The 15,430-nt window shown below is 70.9% G+C and carries 16 protein-coding genes and 1 riboswitch; of the genes, 10 read left to right on the top strand and 6 right to left on the bottom strand.

Translation table 11 applies throughout. The features are described from left to right. Positions 1-26 precede the first annotated feature (26 nt). The gene (locus BX283_RS34450; protein ID WP_101391317.1) at positions 27-686 is read left to right on the top strand and encodes an HAD family acid phosphatase; all 660 of its coding nucleotides are present in this window, start codon (positions 27-29) and stop codon (positions 684-686) included. A gap of 68 nt (positions 687-754) precedes the next feature. On the opposite strand, the gene BX283_RS34455 is transcribed toward BX283_RS34450, so the two are convergent. From BX283_RS34455 to BX283_RS34470, 3 genes are all read right to left on the bottom strand, one after another. After that, positions 755-2,071, bottom strand: coding sequence for an FAD-binding oxidoreductase (locus BX283_RS34455; protein ID WP_101391318.1), 1,317 nt, complete (start codon positions 2,069-2,071; stop codon positions 755-757). A 344-nt stretch (positions 2,072-2,415) separates the two neighbouring features. After that, on the bottom strand, positions 2,416-2,712 hold the full coding sequence (locus tag BX283_RS34465; protein WP_101391320.1) for a hypothetical protein: 297 nt from the start codon (positions 2,710-2,712) through the stop codon (positions 2,416-2,418). A 15-nt stretch (positions 2,713-2,727) separates the two neighbouring features. After that, positions 2,728-4,398, bottom strand: coding sequence for a sodium:solute symporter family protein (locus BX283_RS34470; protein ID WP_101391321.1), 1,671 nt, complete (start codon positions 4,396-4,398; stop codon positions 2,728-2,730). A gap of 377 nt (positions 4,399-4,775) precedes the next feature. Here BX283_RS34470 and BX283_RS34475 point away from each other — a divergent pair, with 377 nt between their 5' ends. Further along, positions 4,776-5,900 carry a hypothetical protein gene (locus BX283_RS34475; RefSeq protein ID WP_101391322.1) on the top strand — a complete coding sequence of 375 codons (1,125 nt, stop codon included), beginning with the start codon at positions 4,776-4,778 and terminating at the stop codon, positions 5,898-5,900. A gap of 6 nt (positions 5,901-5,906) precedes the next feature. On the opposite strand, the gene BX283_RS34480 is transcribed toward BX283_RS34475, so the two are convergent. Together BX283_RS34480 and BX283_RS34485 are read right to left on the bottom strand one after the other, a co-directional pair. Beyond that, entirely contained in the window at positions 5,907-6,587 is a 681-nt protein-coding gene (locus BX283_RS34480) for an NUDIX domain-containing protein (protein WP_101391323.1), read from the bottom strand. After that, positions 6,584-7,372, bottom strand: a complete 789-nt coding sequence (locus BX283_RS34485) for a DeoR/GlpR family DNA-binding transcription regulator (RefSeq protein ID WP_101391324.1) — start codon at positions 7,370-7,372, stop codon at positions 6,584-6,586. Before BX283_RS34485 ends, BX283_RS34480 begins: the two co-directional genes overlap by 4 nt. 202 nt (positions 7,373-7,574) lie before the next feature. On the opposite strand from BX283_RS34485, the gene BX283_RS34490 reads away from it, so the two are divergent. From BX283_RS34490 to BX283_RS34525, 8 genes are all read left to right on the top strand, one after another. Continuing rightward, entirely contained in the window at positions 7,575-7,949 is a 375-nt protein-coding gene (locus BX283_RS34490; RefSeq protein WP_101391325.1) for a hypothetical protein, read from the top strand. Positions 7,950-8,141: 192 nt separating this feature from the next. Beyond that, positions 8,142-9,029, top strand: a complete 888-nt coding sequence (locus BX283_RS34495; protein ID WP_373979324.1) for an AraC family transcriptional regulator — start codon at positions 8,142-8,144, stop codon at positions 9,027-9,029. 48 nt (positions 9,030-9,077) lie between these two features. Beyond that, on the top strand, positions 9,078-9,917 hold the full coding sequence (locus BX283_RS34500) for a carbohydrate-binding protein (RefSeq protein WP_101391326.1): 840 nt from the start codon (positions 9,078-9,080) through the stop codon (positions 9,915-9,917). A gap of 296 nt (positions 9,918-10,213) precedes the next feature. Next, complete coding sequence (locus BX283_RS34505) at positions 10,214-11,113, top strand: oxidoreductase (protein ID WP_180357341.1); 900 nt, start codon at positions 10,214-10,216, stop codon at positions 11,111-11,113. Positions 11,114-11,430: 317 nt separating this feature from the next. Continuing rightward, positions 11,431-11,615, top strand: a riboswitch (cyclic di-AMP (ydaO/yuaA leader). Between the two features lie 4 nt (positions 11,616-11,619). Next, the gene (locus BX283_RS34510) at positions 11,620-12,444 is read left to right on the top strand and encodes a transglycosylase SLT domain-containing protein (protein WP_101391328.1); all 825 of its coding nucleotides are present in this window, start codon (positions 11,620-11,622) and stop codon (positions 12,442-12,444) included. Between the two features lie 137 nt (positions 12,445-12,581). After that, entirely contained in the window at positions 12,582-13,175 is a 594-nt protein-coding gene (locus tag BX283_RS41085; RefSeq protein ID WP_218976538.1) for a TetR/AcrR family transcriptional regulator, read from the top strand. Next, positions 13,169-13,903, top strand: coding sequence for a DUF2993 domain-containing protein (locus BX283_RS34520; protein ID WP_101391329.1), 735 nt, complete (start codon positions 13,169-13,171; stop codon positions 13,901-13,903). Before BX283_RS41085 ends, BX283_RS34520 begins: the two co-directional genes overlap by 7 nt. 151 nt (positions 13,904-14,054) lie before the next feature. After that, positions 14,055-14,738 (top strand): epimerase, encoded by a 684-nt coding sequence (locus tag BX283_RS34525; protein ID WP_101391330.1) that lies wholly within the window; start codon positions 14,055-14,057, stop codon positions 14,736-14,738. Positions 14,739-14,745: 7 nt separating this feature from the next. Here BX283_RS34525 and BX283_RS34530 read toward each other — a convergent pair whose 3' ends face one another. Beyond that, positions 14,746-15,417 (bottom strand): beta-glucanase, encoded by a 672-nt coding sequence (locus BX283_RS34530; RefSeq protein WP_101392755.1) that lies wholly within the window; start codon positions 15,415-15,417, stop codon positions 14,746-14,748. Between the last annotated feature and the right edge of the window lie 13 nt (positions 15,418-15,430).

Below are 15,430 nucleotides of genomic sequence, written 5' to 3' on the forward strand. Positions count from 1 at the left end.
TCGCGACAGAGGAGCACCAACCCCCCATGCACCGCACTGCTTGGACGACGCGCACGGCCGTCACGGTGGCCGCAGCGGCGACCGCCCTCATCGCCGCGCCGACCGCCTCCCAGGCGGCCCCCGCCGCGGCCCCGCACTCCGTCGTGGCCCAGGCCTCCGCCTCCGGCGGGATCGCCGCGCTCAAGGGCGTCGACTACGGGACCTGGCAGCGTGACGTCCAGTCCGTCGTGGACACCGCCCGCCCGTACCTCAAGGCGCGCATCGCCGCCTCGCCCGCGGGCGAGAAGCCGGCGATCGTCCTGGACATCGACAACACCACGCTGGAGACGGACTTCCACCACTTCTGGACGTTCCCGACCCCGGCCATCCAGTCCATGCGGGACATGGTGCGCGAGGCGAGCGCCCAGGGCGTCGCCGTCTTCTTCGTGACGGCCCGCCCCGGCATCATCGAGTCCCTCACCGCGTACAACCTCAAGGCGGTCGGCTACCCCGTCACCGGTCTCTACGTACGGGATCTGCCGGACCTGTTCCACGAGGTCAGCACGTACAAGACGGAGAAGCGGGCCGAGATCGAGGCGCGCGGCTACACGGTCGTCGCCAACTTCGGCAACAACACGACCGACCTGGTCGGCGGTCACGCCGAGCGCACCTTCAAGCTCCCGGACTACGACGGCAAGCTGTCCTGACCGGTCGGTGACACGGCGACGGCGCCCCGCGGCCACTGCCGCGGGGCGCCGTCCTGCGTATCAGGCCGTCAGCCGAGCACCGGGAAGTTGCTGCGGAAGACGCCGCGCGGGTCACGGTCGCGCTTGACCTGCTGGAGCCTGGCCAGCGCCTCGGGCTTGAAGGCAGCGGCGGCGGTGTCGCCGGGGGAGAGGTACGTGTAGGGCTTGCGGCCGCTGATGTACGGGGCGACCGACTGGACCAGCGCCTCCTGGCGGGCGGCGATCTCGGCGCCGCGCTCCGGCGTGAACGGCAGCCCGAACATGGACAGCGTGTACGGCTCGGTCAGCGGGCCCTGCGGGTTCTCCGTCGGCGCGGCGAAGGCGCCGCCCAGGTGCCGGATGTGCACACCGAAGAGCGGGTCGACCGGCTCCGCGAGCAGCGCGGCCGCGACCTTGTCGTCCAGGTCGGTGAGCAGTTCGGCGCGGGTCGCGCTGGGCCCCGGCTCGGTCGGCTCGCCGGTGATCTCGCCCAGCTCGGCCACCGGCAGCACGGCCCGGGTGTCGGTGTTCGCGCCCTCGATCGCGTCGAGCGCACCGAGCAGCGCCCGGCCCTCGGCCTCCTCGCCGAGGAAGGTGCTGTCGACGGTGACCAGCGAGGGGCCGTTGGGGATCTGGAGGAGGTTGATCCACGCGGTCAGCTCGTCCGGGGCGTTGGAGGTGATCTCGCGGAAGGCCTCCAGGACGCGGGGCGCCTGGCTGCCGTGCCAGACCACCCGGCCGCCGAACAGGGCGGGCGCGGGGTGCAGGTCGTACTCGATGGCCGTGACCAGGGCGTAGTCGCCGCCGCCGCCGCGCAGCGCCCAGAAGAGCTCGGCGTCGGAGTCGGCGGTCACCCGGGTCTGGGTGCCGTCGGCGGTGACCACCTCGAAGGCGGTGACGCTGTCGGCGGCCCAGCCGTACTTGCGCCCGAACCAGCTGAGCCCGCCGCCGAGCGTGTAGCCGACCACGCTGACCAGCGGGGAGCTGCCCGGCAGCCCGGTCAGACCGAGCGGCCCGGCCACGGCCTGGACCTGGCCGCCCAGGACGCCCGCGCCGACGCGCGCGCTGCGGGCGGCGGCGTCGACGTGCAGCTCGTCGAGCTTGCCGGTGCGGAGCAGGATCACTCCCTCCACGTCACCGCTGGCGCCCCGGCCGCCGGGCTGGGGCGCGACGACGAGTCCGGCGGCCGCCGCGTAGCGCACCACGGCCGAGACGTCGTCGGCGTCGGCGGCCTCGACGACCGCCGATACGGGCTGCTGGACCGAGAGGTTCCACGGCTGTCGTGCCTGGTCGAAGTCGTCGTCGCCGGTCAGCAGGACACGTCCGCGCATCTGGGAACGCAGTTCGGCGAGAGCGCTCGTGGTCATGGTTCTTCCCTACTTCCTCGTTCTGCGTGTGCCCCCGGAACCGCACCGGCCGGCTTTCGCGATCACTTCCCTGACGGAATCGAACAGGGAAATGTGACGAGAGGAGCGAGGGAATGTGGCGCGCGGGACCGGCGGAGGTGGTCCCGCGCGCTGGTCCTAGGGCCTGTCCGGTGGGTCCGGTCGGCACGTGGGGGTCTGGCACGCCCATCTGCGGCGTTGTCGTCAATCGCCGACGCTCCGCGTCGACTCAATCCTCCGCCTTGCAGCTGGACGCACCAGACCCCCACTCACCAGCGCCGAAAACGCCCCCCGCGCCGAGGCCGACCGGACCCACCGGACAGGCCCTAGACCCCCTCGAGCCCGGCCGCGTCGTCCTCCGGGGCGGGCGGCGCGAGCGGCCGCAGCCACAGCCAGACCAGGAAGAACAGCCCCAGGGCCAGCATCCCGAGCCCCGTCCAGAGGTTGATGTTGACGCCCTCGGCCTTCTTCAGATCGGCGTCGGAGGCGTTGATCCCGGCTATGGTGACGATCACTCCGTACAGGGTGAAGAGACCGCCGATGATCCGGCGGATGTCGAAGAGCCGGGCCGCGGTGGCGGACTTCTTCTCCAGCTCGGAGACTTCGCGTTGCAGTTCAGACATGGTCCGGGCCTCCGATCAGAGCGAGTAGGGCAGGTAGCAGAGCGCGGCGAGGACCACCGCTCCCCAGCCGAGCAGGGCGGGCCTGCGGTACCAGGCGCCGTCGCCCTCGGCGGGCGGCTCCTCAAGGCCGGGCGAGACCGTCCCGTACACCAGACCGGCGAGCTCGGCCTCGGGCTTGGGGGCGGTGAAGAGCGTCACCACGACCATGACGATCGCGCCCGCGGCGAAGCCGACGATCGCGGAGACGAAGTTGGCGCCCTGGTCGGTGGGGATGGAGACGACGCCCTGCTTGTAGATCCAGAAGTAGTTGACCATCGCGGCCGTGGTGCCCGCGAGCAGCCCCCAGACACCGGACTTCATGGACGCCCGCTTCCAGAACATCCCGATGACGAAGACCACGAACATCGGCACGTTGAAGAAGGAGAACAGCGTCTGGAGGTACCCCATGATGTTGGAGAAGGACGAGGCGATGAACGCCGTCCCGATGGAGGCGAGCACACCGATCGCCGTGATGACCCGCCCGAAGCGCAGGTAGTACGCGTCCGGCTGCCCCTTCTTCACGTACTTGGACCATATGTCGTACGTGAAGACGGTGTTGAACGACGACACATTGGCCGCCATGCCCGCCATGAAGGCGGCGAGCAGCCCGGTGACGGCGATGCCGAGCACGCCGTTGGGCAGCAGCTCCTGCATCAGATACGGGATGGCGTCGTTGTACGTGAGGTCGGAGCCCGGGGTGCCGATCTTCGGCACCAGGGCGGCGGCGACCAGTCCCGGGATCATCACCAGGAAGACGATGAACATCTTCGGGAAGGCGGCGATCAGCGGGGTGCGCTGGGCCGCGCTGAGGTTCTTGGCCGAGAGGGCGCGCTGGACCTCGGCGAAGTTGGTGGTCCAGTAGCCGAAGGAGAGCACGAACCCGAGACCCAGGATGATCGTCAGCCAGTTGGCGCCGAGCGGGTTGCTCTGCCCGATGCCGGTGCCGCCCCAGGCGGTGAGGTAGTTGTGGCCGTGCGCCGCCTCCAGGTCGTCGCTGAGCGCGCCCCAGCCGCCGACCCGCTTGAGGCCGAGGACGACCAGCGGGATGAGCGCGGCGAGGATCACGAAGAACTGGAGCACCTCGTTGTAGATGGCCGAGGAGAGCCCGCCGACGGTGATGTACGCGAGCACGAAGAGCCCGGCGACGACGATGGCCACCCACTGCGGCCAGCCGAGCAGCGCCTCCACCACGATCGACAGGGCGTAGAGGTTGACGCCCGCGATCAGGATCGCGGCGAAGGCGAACAGCGCGGAGCTGAGCAGGTGCGCGGAGGCGTCGAACCGCTGGAGCAGGAACTCCGGCACCGAGCGGACCTTCGAGCGGTAGTAGAACGGCATCATCACCAGGCCGAGGAAGACCATGGCCGGGATGGCGCCGATCCAGTACCAGTGGACGACCGCGACGCCGTACTGGGCGCCGGTCGCGGCCATCCCGAGGATCTCGGTCGCGCCCAGGTTGGCCGCGACGAACGCGAGCCCGGTCACCCAGGCGGGCAGGGACCGCCCGGAGAGGAAGAAGTCGAGGCTGGTCCTCACGCTCGCGCGGGCGGCGAAGCCGATCCCCAGAACGACGACGAAGTAGATCGCCAGAATCGTGTAGTCGAGCCCGTTGGTGGGGAGCCGGAGCCCTTCGGCCAGAGATTGCATACGTACCCGCTTCGTCGCGCGAACTGATCCGAACCGGAACCTACGCCTCGACGAGCAGAAACTGAACAGTTTTGTTGGAAGTTTTTGTTTGATTGTGGTGGAGGGTGAGAGGGGTGGCGGCCGTCGGCCCGGTGCCCGCCCGGCGGCCTGTCCGGAACGAGCCCGTGGAGGGGTGGGGTCCGGGCCCTGCCGGTGACAGCGAGGGGATGCGGTGCCAGAGTGTCCGCCACGGAACTGTTCGGGACTCCGGCCGGAACCCCGTCCCTGTCCCGGCGCGCGCCCACGGCGGCGCCGGACCCCTTGGAGCACATCTCACCTCGGCATGCCCTGACCTGCGCGCATCGCGCCGCGCCCTGGGGCCGGAGAAGGGGAACACGATGGGTTCATGGCAGTGGAACGACCAGCAGCGGCCCACCGCCGCGGTCGGCGTCCGAGCCACCGCGGGCGCCGTCACCATGAAGGACGACCCACAGGCCGCCCAGCGGCCGTACGTCTTCGTCCGCGGCTACGACTCGCGGCTGCACGTCAACTGGTGGGACGGCAAGGCCTGGCACTGGAGCGACCAGGGGACGCCGGCCGGGCGCACCGTCATCGAGAAGGTCGGCGCCGTCACGGTCAAGGACAGCCCGAACGCGCCCCAGCGGCCGTACGCCTTCGTGATCGGCGACGACTCGAAGCTGTACGTGAACTGGTGGGACGGCAGCAAGTGGAACTGGAGCGACCAGGGAGCGCCGGGCGGGCGCCGGGTCCGTGAGGGCGTCGGGGTCGTCAGCGTCCAGGACAACCCGAGCGCGCCGCAGCGGCCGTACGTCTTCGTCCTCACCGACGACTTCCGCCTCTGGGTCAACTGGTGGGACGGCAAGGCGTGGAACTGGAGCGACCAGGGCACCCCGCCGAGCCGCGTCATCTCGCGTCCGCTCGGCGTCACCACCATGCGCGACAACCCGAACGCCTTCACCCGGCCGTACGCGTTCGTCATCACCGACGACTCCCGTGTCTGGGTCAACTGGTGGGACGGGAGCAAGTGGAACTGGAGCGACCAGGGCGCGCCCAGCGGGCAGCCGGTGAAGAAGGGCGCGGGCGTCGTCACCGTCCAGGACAGCCCGCGGGCGGTCGAGCGGCCCTACGCCTTCGTCCAGGGCTACGACTCGAAGCTGTACGTCAACTGGTGGGACGGCGGCAAGTGGAACTGGAGCGACCAGGGCGCGCCCAGTGGTCGCCTCATCCTCGACTCCGTCGGCGTGGTCACGATGCGGGACGACCCCAACGCGTTCACCCGCCCGTACGCCTTCGTGATCGGCGACGACTCCAAGCTGTACGTGAACTGGTGGGACGGCGGCAAGTGGAACTGGGCCGCGCAGGGCACCCCGCCCGGACGCGTCGGCGAGCGCCCCGGCGAGGCCCTCACGGTTCAGGACAACGCGAACGCCGCCGAGCGCCCGTACGCGTTCGTGGTCACCGACGACTCCGACCTGTGGGTCGACTGGTGGTCGCTGCCGTAGGGCGCGTCACGGTGCGGGACGCGGGTCCTCCCCAGGCCGGAACGGGCCGTCCAGGGTTGCCCATTGGAGCAGCATGACGGTCTTGGCGTCGGCGATCTCCCCGCCGCGGACCATGTCCAGGGCCTTGGCGAAGGGGAGTTCCACCACGGCGATGTCCTCGCCCTCGGCCGCCACCCCGCCTCCCTGGGCGGTGGCGGTGGCCGGGCCGTAGGGGGCGGCGAAGAAGTGCAGCCGTTCGGTGACCGAGCCGGGGCTCATGTAGACGGCGAAGACCGGCTCGGGGGTCCCGACGGTGTGGCCCGTCTCCTCGGCCGCCTCCCGCCGGATGGCCTCCTCGGGGCTGTCGCCGTCGAGCAGTCCGGCGGCGGTCTCCAGGAGCATGCCGTCGGGGTGCCCGTTGACGTACGCGGGCAGCCGGAACTGGCGTGTCAGCAGGACGGTCCGGCGCTCGGCGGAGTAGAGGAGGATCGTCGCGCCGTCGCCCCGGTCGTACGTCTCGCGCTGCTCGCGGCTCCAATGGCCGTCGCTGTGGCGGTAGTCGAAGGTGGTCTTGCGCAGGACGTACCAGTCGCAGGAGAGCACCTCGACGTCGGTGATCCGCACCTGCGGGTTGCCGGTCAGATCGCGGCCGTGCCGGTCCAGGCCGGTGCGGCCGCGGCGGTCGGGGGTGTCGATGCCGGCCGTCATCGGGCGAGCACCGTCTCGACGCCCGCGTCCCGCAGCGCCTTCAGCGTCGCCGGGCCGCCGGGGTGGGTGGCGGGGTCCTCGGCCGCGGCGTCGGTGACGAAGGTGTCCACCGCGTCGAGCGGGGCGACCTGTCCGAACGCGCGGACGCCGAGCTTGGTCGCGTCGGCCACCCCGACCGTGCGGGCGGCCTGGGCGAGCCCGGCCTGCTTGACCGCCGCGTCCTCCAGGGAGAACTCCGACCAGCCGTGCTCGGCGTGGACACCGCCGATCGACATCACGAAGCAGTCGAAGACGAGGGATTCCAGCGTGCGCAGGGCCAGTGGGCCCACCAGGGAGCGCTCGCCGGGCCGGGAGCGGCCTCCCACGACGAGCAGCTCGATCCCGGGCCGGTCCGCCAGGCGCACCGCCGCCTGGAGGCTGAGCACCGCGACCGTGAGCGGGGCCCGGGCGGCCAGGTGCTCCGCGACGTGCACGGTGGTGGTCCCGGCGTCCAGCAGCACGCGCGAGCCGGGCTCCACCAGCGCGGCCACCGCCACCCCGAGCCGGTCCTTGGTCGCGGCCTGCCACGCCTCCCGGGCGTCGAACCCGGCCCCCTCCTCCCGACGCGGCCCGGCAACCGCCCCACCGTGCACCCGCCGAAGCAGCCCCTGCCGCTCCAGCGCGTCCAGATCCCGCCGCACGGTCATCTCGGACACCCCCAGCCGCTGGGACAGTTCAGACACAGAGACCTGCCCGGAGCCCTGCACGAGCCGCAGGGTCAGATCGAGACGATTGGCTACACCCATGGCCCCTTTCTAACACATCTATGTTCGATCGAACATGAGAATGGGAGAGTGGAGGGGGTGCCGGTGGCCGCGAGTCGCGCGTACGGGCGCACTGACCCACGCTGAATCCATGAGCCAGCCATGGGGACCTGGTCCCGGTGAAGGAGCCCCCGGACAGTGGGGCCCGCGTCCGCGGCCGCGCAGGCGCAGACGGTGGCCCTGGGTGCTGCTCGTGATCGCTCTGCTGCTGGCCGGAGGCTGCGCGGCCGTGTTCGCACTGTTCGCCAACGAGGTGTCGAAGGAGAGCGAGAGGACGGCCACCATCCGGTACGAGGTCACCGGGCATGCCAGTGGTGTGGCGATCACCTACTCGACCTGGCACAGCGGTGACGAGTCCGCCAGCCAGGAAACCGGTCTGACGCTCCCCTGGTCCAAGCAGGAGAAGGCCAAGGGGTTTCTGAAAGGCGGCACGCTCAGCGTCACCCTCGGTCCCGACGGCGGGACCGCCACCTGTTCCGTGACGGTGGACGACGGGGCGCCGAAGACCGCTACCGCCTCGGGGGCGTTCGCGAGCGCCGTGTGCAGCGGGTTCTTCTGAGGTCGTGTGCGGCGCCCGGTGGCGGTGTTCCGCATCCTCCGTCCCCGTGGCATCGTGATGAGCGAGGCCAACTGGTCTGGACCATCTCGGCCGTGCGGCGGGTCCGTGCGGTGCCACAGGCGGGAGCCGGCGGATGCGTGGGGCGACGGTGTTACCGGGGAGGGCGGGAACGGGTGCGGTGTCGTCGGTGGGGTGCCGCCGTTGCACCGGCTGGAGGTGCCGATGCCCAACTCGCTGCCGTTCGCGATGGGCACCTTCGACACCATCGGCGCGATGGCGAGAGCCGACTTCCCGCACCGGCACACCTTCTACGAAATCGTGCATGTCACCGGCGGCACCGGCACCCACATCCTCGACCTCGCCCGGTTCTCGCTGCGGCCGCCGCACCTCTGTGTCATCGCGCCCGGGCAGGTCCACCAGTGGGAGTGTGCGGACGGGCCCGAGGGGTGGGTGGTCCTGTTCACGGAGGACTTTCTGCTCGATCACCCCGACGACCGCGCCCTGTTGCGCGGACTCGGTCCACGGCCCTGGCTTGAGCTCGACGAGGAGGCCGACGCCTGGACGTCGTCGCTTGTGGCGGAGATGTACGCGGAGTACCGGACGGGCGCCGAGGGCTTCCACGGGGTGATCCGCGCGTTGTTGCACGTGCTCCTCGTGCGCGCCGCCCGGTTGGCCGCGCCGCCCGTCAGCGAGGCCGTCGCCCGCGCGAGCGGCGTCGCGGGGGAGTTCACGGCCCTGGTCAGCCGCGCCGACGACCTGCCGTCTTCCGTACGGGCCTGCGCCGATCGGATCGGGGTGTCCGTGGGGTATCTGACCGAGGCCGTGAAGGAGGCCACCGGTCGTACGCCCGGCGAGCTCATCCGGCAGGCCCGCACTCACGAGGCCAAACGGCTGCTGCTGCACACTGAGTTGAGTGTGCGTCAGGTCGCCGGGCGCGTCGGGTTCGGCGATCCCGCCTACTTCTGCCGGTTCTTCCGCCGCGAGACCGGTACCAGCCCCGGTGACTTCCGGCGCGGCGGCGGAGATTTTCACCACGACCACCGCGTTGCGTCCATCGCCCGGCCCGGACCGCCCGCCTAGCGTCGTACCCATCCCCCACCTCCCCGAGGATCTCCCCGAGGAGCAGACATGGATGGCGAGAACGACGCGACAACCCGTGACGACAGCCGGCCGGGGCCCAGCCGCAAGACCGTGCTGCGAGCCGCCCTCGCGGCCGGCGTCGCCGTGCCCGTGTCGCTGGCCGCGGTGCCCGCCCTGGCGCGCGGTTCCGTCGGCACCGGCACCACCCCCGAGCTCACCCCGTCGTGCGACGACGGCGACCACCCCACCCCCGCACAGACCGAGGGGCCGTACTTCAAACCCAACTCCCCCCTGCGCACCTCACTCCTGGAACCGGGCACCCAGGGCACCCGCCTCACCGTCACCGGATACGTCTTCGGCCGGGCCTGTCTCCCCATTTCGGGCGTGCTGCTCGACTTCTGGCAGGCGGACACCAACGGCGCGTACGACAACACCGGCTTCACGCTCCGCGGCCACCAATTCACCGACGCGCGCGGGGCGTTCACCCTCACCACCGTCGTGCCCGGCCTCTACCCCGGCCGCACCCGGCACATCCACGTGAAGGCCCAGGCCCCCGGCCGCCCGGTGCTCACCACCCAGCTGTACTTCCCCGGCGAGCCGCGCAACAACACCGACTCGATCTTCGACGCCCGGCTGCTCATGACCGTACGGGACGCGGGCGGCGCGAAGGAGGCGGCGTTCGACTTCGTGCTCGACGTGGCCCAGTCGCCGACACCGACCGCCTCACCCACCACGGCACCCCCCGGTACCACGTGGGCCGTCGGCACCTCCTACCGCTCCGGCGACCGCGTCGACTACGGCGGCCGCCCGTACGTCTGCCTCCAGGCCCACACCGCCCAGCCGGGCTGGGAACCGCCGAACGTGCCCGCGCTGTGGCGGGCCGCGTGACCCGTGCCCTGACGCCGTCGGCTTTTGCCTCACGGTGACGGCAAGCAGCGAGTACTGGACCACCGTCAGCTCGATTCCGCCATAGGCTTCTTCGGCTCGGTCTCCGTATCTCGTGCATTAACCGTTCCCGCAGCGGCGGTCGTTTCGGCTTCGGATTTCCGCGCTTTCCCCGTCCCTTGCCTTTCCGGGAAATTCTGCGGGAAGGCGGCGGAGAGAGCTGAAACCCGACGGATTCCTTCGGCCGCCGTGGAGTTCGGGCGTTCTCCGCCTGCGGGCGCGGATGGCAGACTGCGATCATGACTACAACGATGATCGACGCGGCGGCAGCGGGCACCTGGAAACTCGGTGATCTGACGGTCAACCGCCTGGGATTCGGCGCGATGCGCCTCACCGGCAGCGCGGCATTCGACCCGAGCACGCCGAGCAGCGACCGTGAACGGTCCATCGGCGTGCTGCGGCGAGCCGTCGAACTCGGCGTCAACCACATCGACACCGCCGCGTTCTACTTCTCCCGGCTCCGCTCCGCCAACGAACTGATCAACCGGGCGCTGGCGCCCTACCCGGACGATCTGGTCATCGTCACCAAGGTCGGGCCGGGCCGCGACGCGTCGGGCGAGTGGCTCCCATGGGCCACGCCGGAGCAACTGCGCGGCCAGGTGGAGGAGAACCTGCGCCAGCTCGGCCGCGACCACCTCGATGTGGTCAACCTGCGCCTCAACGGGCCGGGTTCGCTCGCCGAGCACTTCGGCGCGCTGGCCGAGCTGCGCGACGCCGGGCTCATCCGTCACCTGGGCCTCTCCAACATCACCCCCGAGCACCTCGCGGAGGCCCAGGCGATCGCGCCGGTGGTCTGTGTGCAGAACCGGTACGGCCTGGACAGCCGGCGTACGGGCTCCGACGAGCTGCTGCGGCTCTGCGGCGAGCAGGGCATCGCGTTCGTCCCGTTCTTCGCGATCGCCGGGGAAGGGCGCGAGAGCGGTGCGGGGCAAGGGAGCGGCACGGAGAACGAGGCGGTCCTCGCGGTCGCCCGCGCGCATGGGGTGACATCCGCGCAGGTCCGCCTCGCGTGGACGCTCCAGCAGGGCGAGCACGTGCTGGCCATCCCCGGCACCGGCAACCCGGACCACCTGGTGGAGAACGTGGCCGCGGGCGCGCTGCGGCTCACGGACGAGGAGATGGAGCTGCTCCTCTCCTGATGTCCGAAATGGGCTACAGAGGGCACTTTCCCTCCTATGTCGCCAATCTCTTCATTGGGAATGATAAAGCGGCTTAGCCTTCGTTTGGGCACTGTCGGTGGAATTGCTTTCCCCGGCACGGGAAGTGAATTGGGTCACGCGGGCCCCTGATGGGCCGGGGTTCGTGACGTGCGCATTCCTTTGCGCGGAAGGGGAGTTGGGGGGACGGGGAGATGGGCGCCCGTATTCTCATCCCCCGGTGGATCTTTCTCGCGGATGCCGTCGTGAATTCAGGTCTTGTTTCGGCCGGTCCTATTCGCTTACGGTCACGCTCAAATCCGGATGGACCGCCGAATCCTGCCGCTGTCCGGAAACCTCCCACACACGAAATGGCAGGAGCGGGGGACCCAGGTAGGCCGCCGAATCCGGAGACGGAACGGCTCGGGGTGAAGCCGCGTGCGCCGCGGCCGGGCAGCTCTCGCCCGAACCCGACAGCTCACCTCGCAGGCGAAGGAGAGGAATGCGCCATGCCTGCAAAGGGTAAGCACCGCCGTCCCAAGTCCAGCTCCCTGACCCGGGGCATCGCCGCCGCGGGCACCGGCGGCGCCGCACTCATCATTCCGGTGATCGGCGCGACCAGCGCCGGTGCCGCACCTTCGACGGCGCACTCCGGCGCCCCCGCGAAGGCGGTGTCCGCCGTCACCAACGGCACGGTGGCCGCCAAGGCGATCGTGGCGAAGAAGGCCACCGCGACGACCTACTCCGTGGTCGCCGGGGACTCCCTCTCCAAGATCGCCCAGGACCTCGACGTCACCGGCGGCTGGAAGAAGCTGTACCAGGACAACCGCCAGGCCATCGGCGCCGACCCGGCCCTGATCCACCCCGGCCTCGAACTGGCGGTGGGCAAGAAGGCGAAGGCCCCGGCGGCGTCCGCCGACCGTACGGCCACCTCGGCCCGGGCCGACCGTTCCGCCCGTACGGCCACGCTGCCCCAGCAGGCCACCGCCGCCGTGGCGAAGACGGCGACGTACGCGAACAACCTGGACGGCTGGATCCGGCAGTCGCTGGACATCATGGCCCAGCACGGCATCCCCGGCTCCTACGACGGCATCTACCGCAATGTGATGCGCGAGTCCTCGGGCAACCCGTTCGCCATCAACAACTGGGACTCCAACGCGGTGGCCGGCACGCCCTCCAAGGGCCTCCTCCAGGTCATCGACCCCACCTTCCAGGCCTTCCACGTGCCCGGCACGTCGACGGACAGCTACGACCCCGTCGCCAACATCGTCGCCGCGTGCAACTACGCGGCCAAGACGTACGGCTCGATCGACAACGTGAACGGCGCGTACTGACGGAGGCCCTTGAGCAGCCGACGGCAGCCACCGGTCGACTACTGAGGAGGGGACGACCGGGGTAGCAGACCATCTGGTCCATCACGGACCAGGTGGTCTGTTACGGTGGGCGTGACCAGGCTCAGGGGAGGACCGTCATGCCACGCCCGACGCGCGCCGAGCTGGACGCCGAGATCGTCGAGGCCGCCGCCGAGCTCTTCACCGCACAGGGTTACCGCGGCACCTCGGTGCAGGAGATCGCGGACCGCGTCGGCTACTCGAAGACCGGGCTGCTGCACCGGTTTCCCTCCAAGGAGCGGCTGCTCGCGGCGACGCTGATCGGTCCGCTGACCGAGTTCGCCGCGCTGCGCGCCACCTGGGGCGCCCTGCCGGACGGCCCCGAGCGGCACCGGCGGGCCTCGGCTGATCTGGTCGACCTGGCGCTGCGCCACCGCTCCCGGCTCGCCCTGCTCTTCAACTCCGGCCTGCCGGTGCTGCCCGGCGCGCTCGCCGGAGTGGAGGGCATGGGGGACCTGGGCGACCACCGCACGGAGACCCTCGCCGCCTTCGCGGACGCGGACGACCTGGCGGGCACGATCCGGGCGCAGCTTGCCGTCACCGGGCTGGTCAGCACGGTCGCCGCGCGCCAGGACGTACCGGACGACGTGCTGCGTACGCCCCTGCTGGACGCCTTCCGCGCCGCGTGCGGGATCTCCGCGCACGCCGCATCGAACGGGGGATCCGCATGCTGAGGCCGCGTGCCGTGGCGGGCCGGGCGCTGCGCGGTTGGCGCAAGTACGCGGTCGGCGTGGTCGTCCTGGCCGGGCTGAGCGTGGCGGGCGACCGGGCCGCGGCGGTCTGGACGGAACACCGTACGGCCGACGCGTTCCAGAAGGCACAGGGGCTCAAGTCCGCGCCGCACGTGGAGGTGCACGGCTTTCCCGTACTGACCCAGCTGGCCGGCGGCACCCTCGACCGCGTCGACATCGAAGCCTCCGACATCCCGGCGGGCCGCGACGGCGGCAGGCTCCCGATCACCACGCTGAACGTCGAGCTCGACCGCCTGCGCCGCTCCTCGGACGCCTCCGAGGCCCACGCCGCCTCCGCCAAGGCCACGGCCTTCGTGTCCTACAAGGATCTGTCCGACGCGCTCGGCGTCGAGATCGGCTACAGCCCGGACAGTACGCAGTCCGAACCGCGCGTCGCGGCCAGCACCAGCCTGCCGCTGCTCGGCAGGGCCACGGCCAGCGCGCGGGTCGACGTGGCGGGCGACCACGCGCTCGCCTTCCGGTCTGTGAAGGTGGGCGACGGCCTGCCGAAGGCGATGCGGGCGATCGTGACCGGCATGCTGGAGCGTGAGCTGAAGCTCGACGGCATCCCGGCCGGTCTGGCGCTCAAGTCCCTCACGACGACTCCGGACGGCCTCACCGCGACGCTCTCCGGAAAGGACGTCACCTTCCGCACCGACGCCCGCGCCTGAGCACCCGCCGGGCAGGTGCAACACCGGGTTTCGCGGAGGGCAACGGCCGCGACGGGGCGCGGGGCGTGATACGCAGGCCCCAACGCTCGTCGAGGTCACGGAACTTCGCCGGTCGGTCACAGGAACAGCGGAACGGACGGGGAGTCGGCCCATGCCCATGAAGGTGATCCTCTTCGGCGCGACCGGCATGGTCGGCCAGGGTGTGCTGCGGGAGTGCCTGCGCGACGACAGGGTCGGGAGCGTCCTCGCCGTGGGCCGCACCGCGCTCGGCGTCACGCACCCGAAACTGAGCGAACTCGTCCACTCCGACCTGGCGGCGCTGATGGGCGAGCCCGGCACACAGGCCCAACTCACCGGATACGACGCCTGCTTCTTCTGCCTGGGCGTCTCCTCGGCGGGCATGGACGAGGCGGCCTACAGGCGCGTCACCCACGACCTCACCCTCGCGGTCGCCCGCCCCCTGTCCTCCTGGAACCCCGGCTCCACCTTCGTCTACGTCTCCGGCCAGGGCACCGACAGCACCGAGCAGGGCCGGATCAAGTGGGCCCGGATCAAGGGCAGGACGGAGAACGACCTGCTGGCGCTGGACCTGGACGCGTACATGTTCCGCCCCGGATACATCCAGCCCCTGCACGGCATCACCTCGAAAACCCGCCTCTACCGGGCCGCGTACGTGGTCACGAAGCCGCTCTACCCCGTCCTGAAGCGGCTGGCCCCGGACCGCGTCACCACGACGGAACAACTGGGCCGGGCGATGATCGCGGTCGCGGCGGAGGGCGCCCGGGTCCATGTGCTGGAGACGAAGGACATCAACCGGGCGGCATCCCGCCTTTGACGGTGTGTCAGTGCTCGCCCCGGTACACCCGCAGCGCCGGGACCTCGAACGACATCTCCGACACCTCCGGGGCGGGGGCCGGGTGGAAGCGGCCCGCGCTGACCGAGAGGTTGACGATGAGGTGGGCGTGCCAGGAGCGGCCCACTCCTCGGTGGTCGGCGAAGACATGGGTGCCGTTCACCCACCACGTGACCGAGCGGGCGCCGAACCTCACCCGCAGGTCGACCAGGCCGCCGGGCGTGATCGACGGATCGCGGTGGGTGTGGTGGGTGTCCCGGACGTGGTTGGTCAGTTCCAGGAGGTCGGGGTTGTCGGGGTGGTACTCGAACACGTCGACCTCCTGGCCGCCGTCCCGCCAAGTCCAGATCGCCGGCCAGGCCCCTTCGGCGCGCGGCAGCCGCACCCGGGCCTCCAGGACGTCGCCCGCCCGCACCATGAAGTCCTCGTCGCTGCCCTCGGTGGTCAGCAGTCCCGTGCTCCACGTGCCCTCGGGGCGGCGCCGCGCCCAGAACGTGCCGGAGCGGCTGTAGGCGGCGTCGGGGACCAGGTGGTCGAGCTTGTCGTCGCCGGGGTTGACCGGGCCGCCGTCCGGATACGCCCAGGAGTGGCCCGCGACCCACTGCGCGGGGGAGGTGAAGTCGGCAGTGAAGAAGGGGAGTCGCGGGGCCTCGGTGAGCACGGGCACACTCTGG

It is taken from the genome of Streptomyces sp. TLI_146 (genome assembly GCF_002846415.1).
GTDB lineage: Bacteria > Actinomycetota > Actinomycetes > Streptomycetales > Streptomycetaceae > Streptomyces.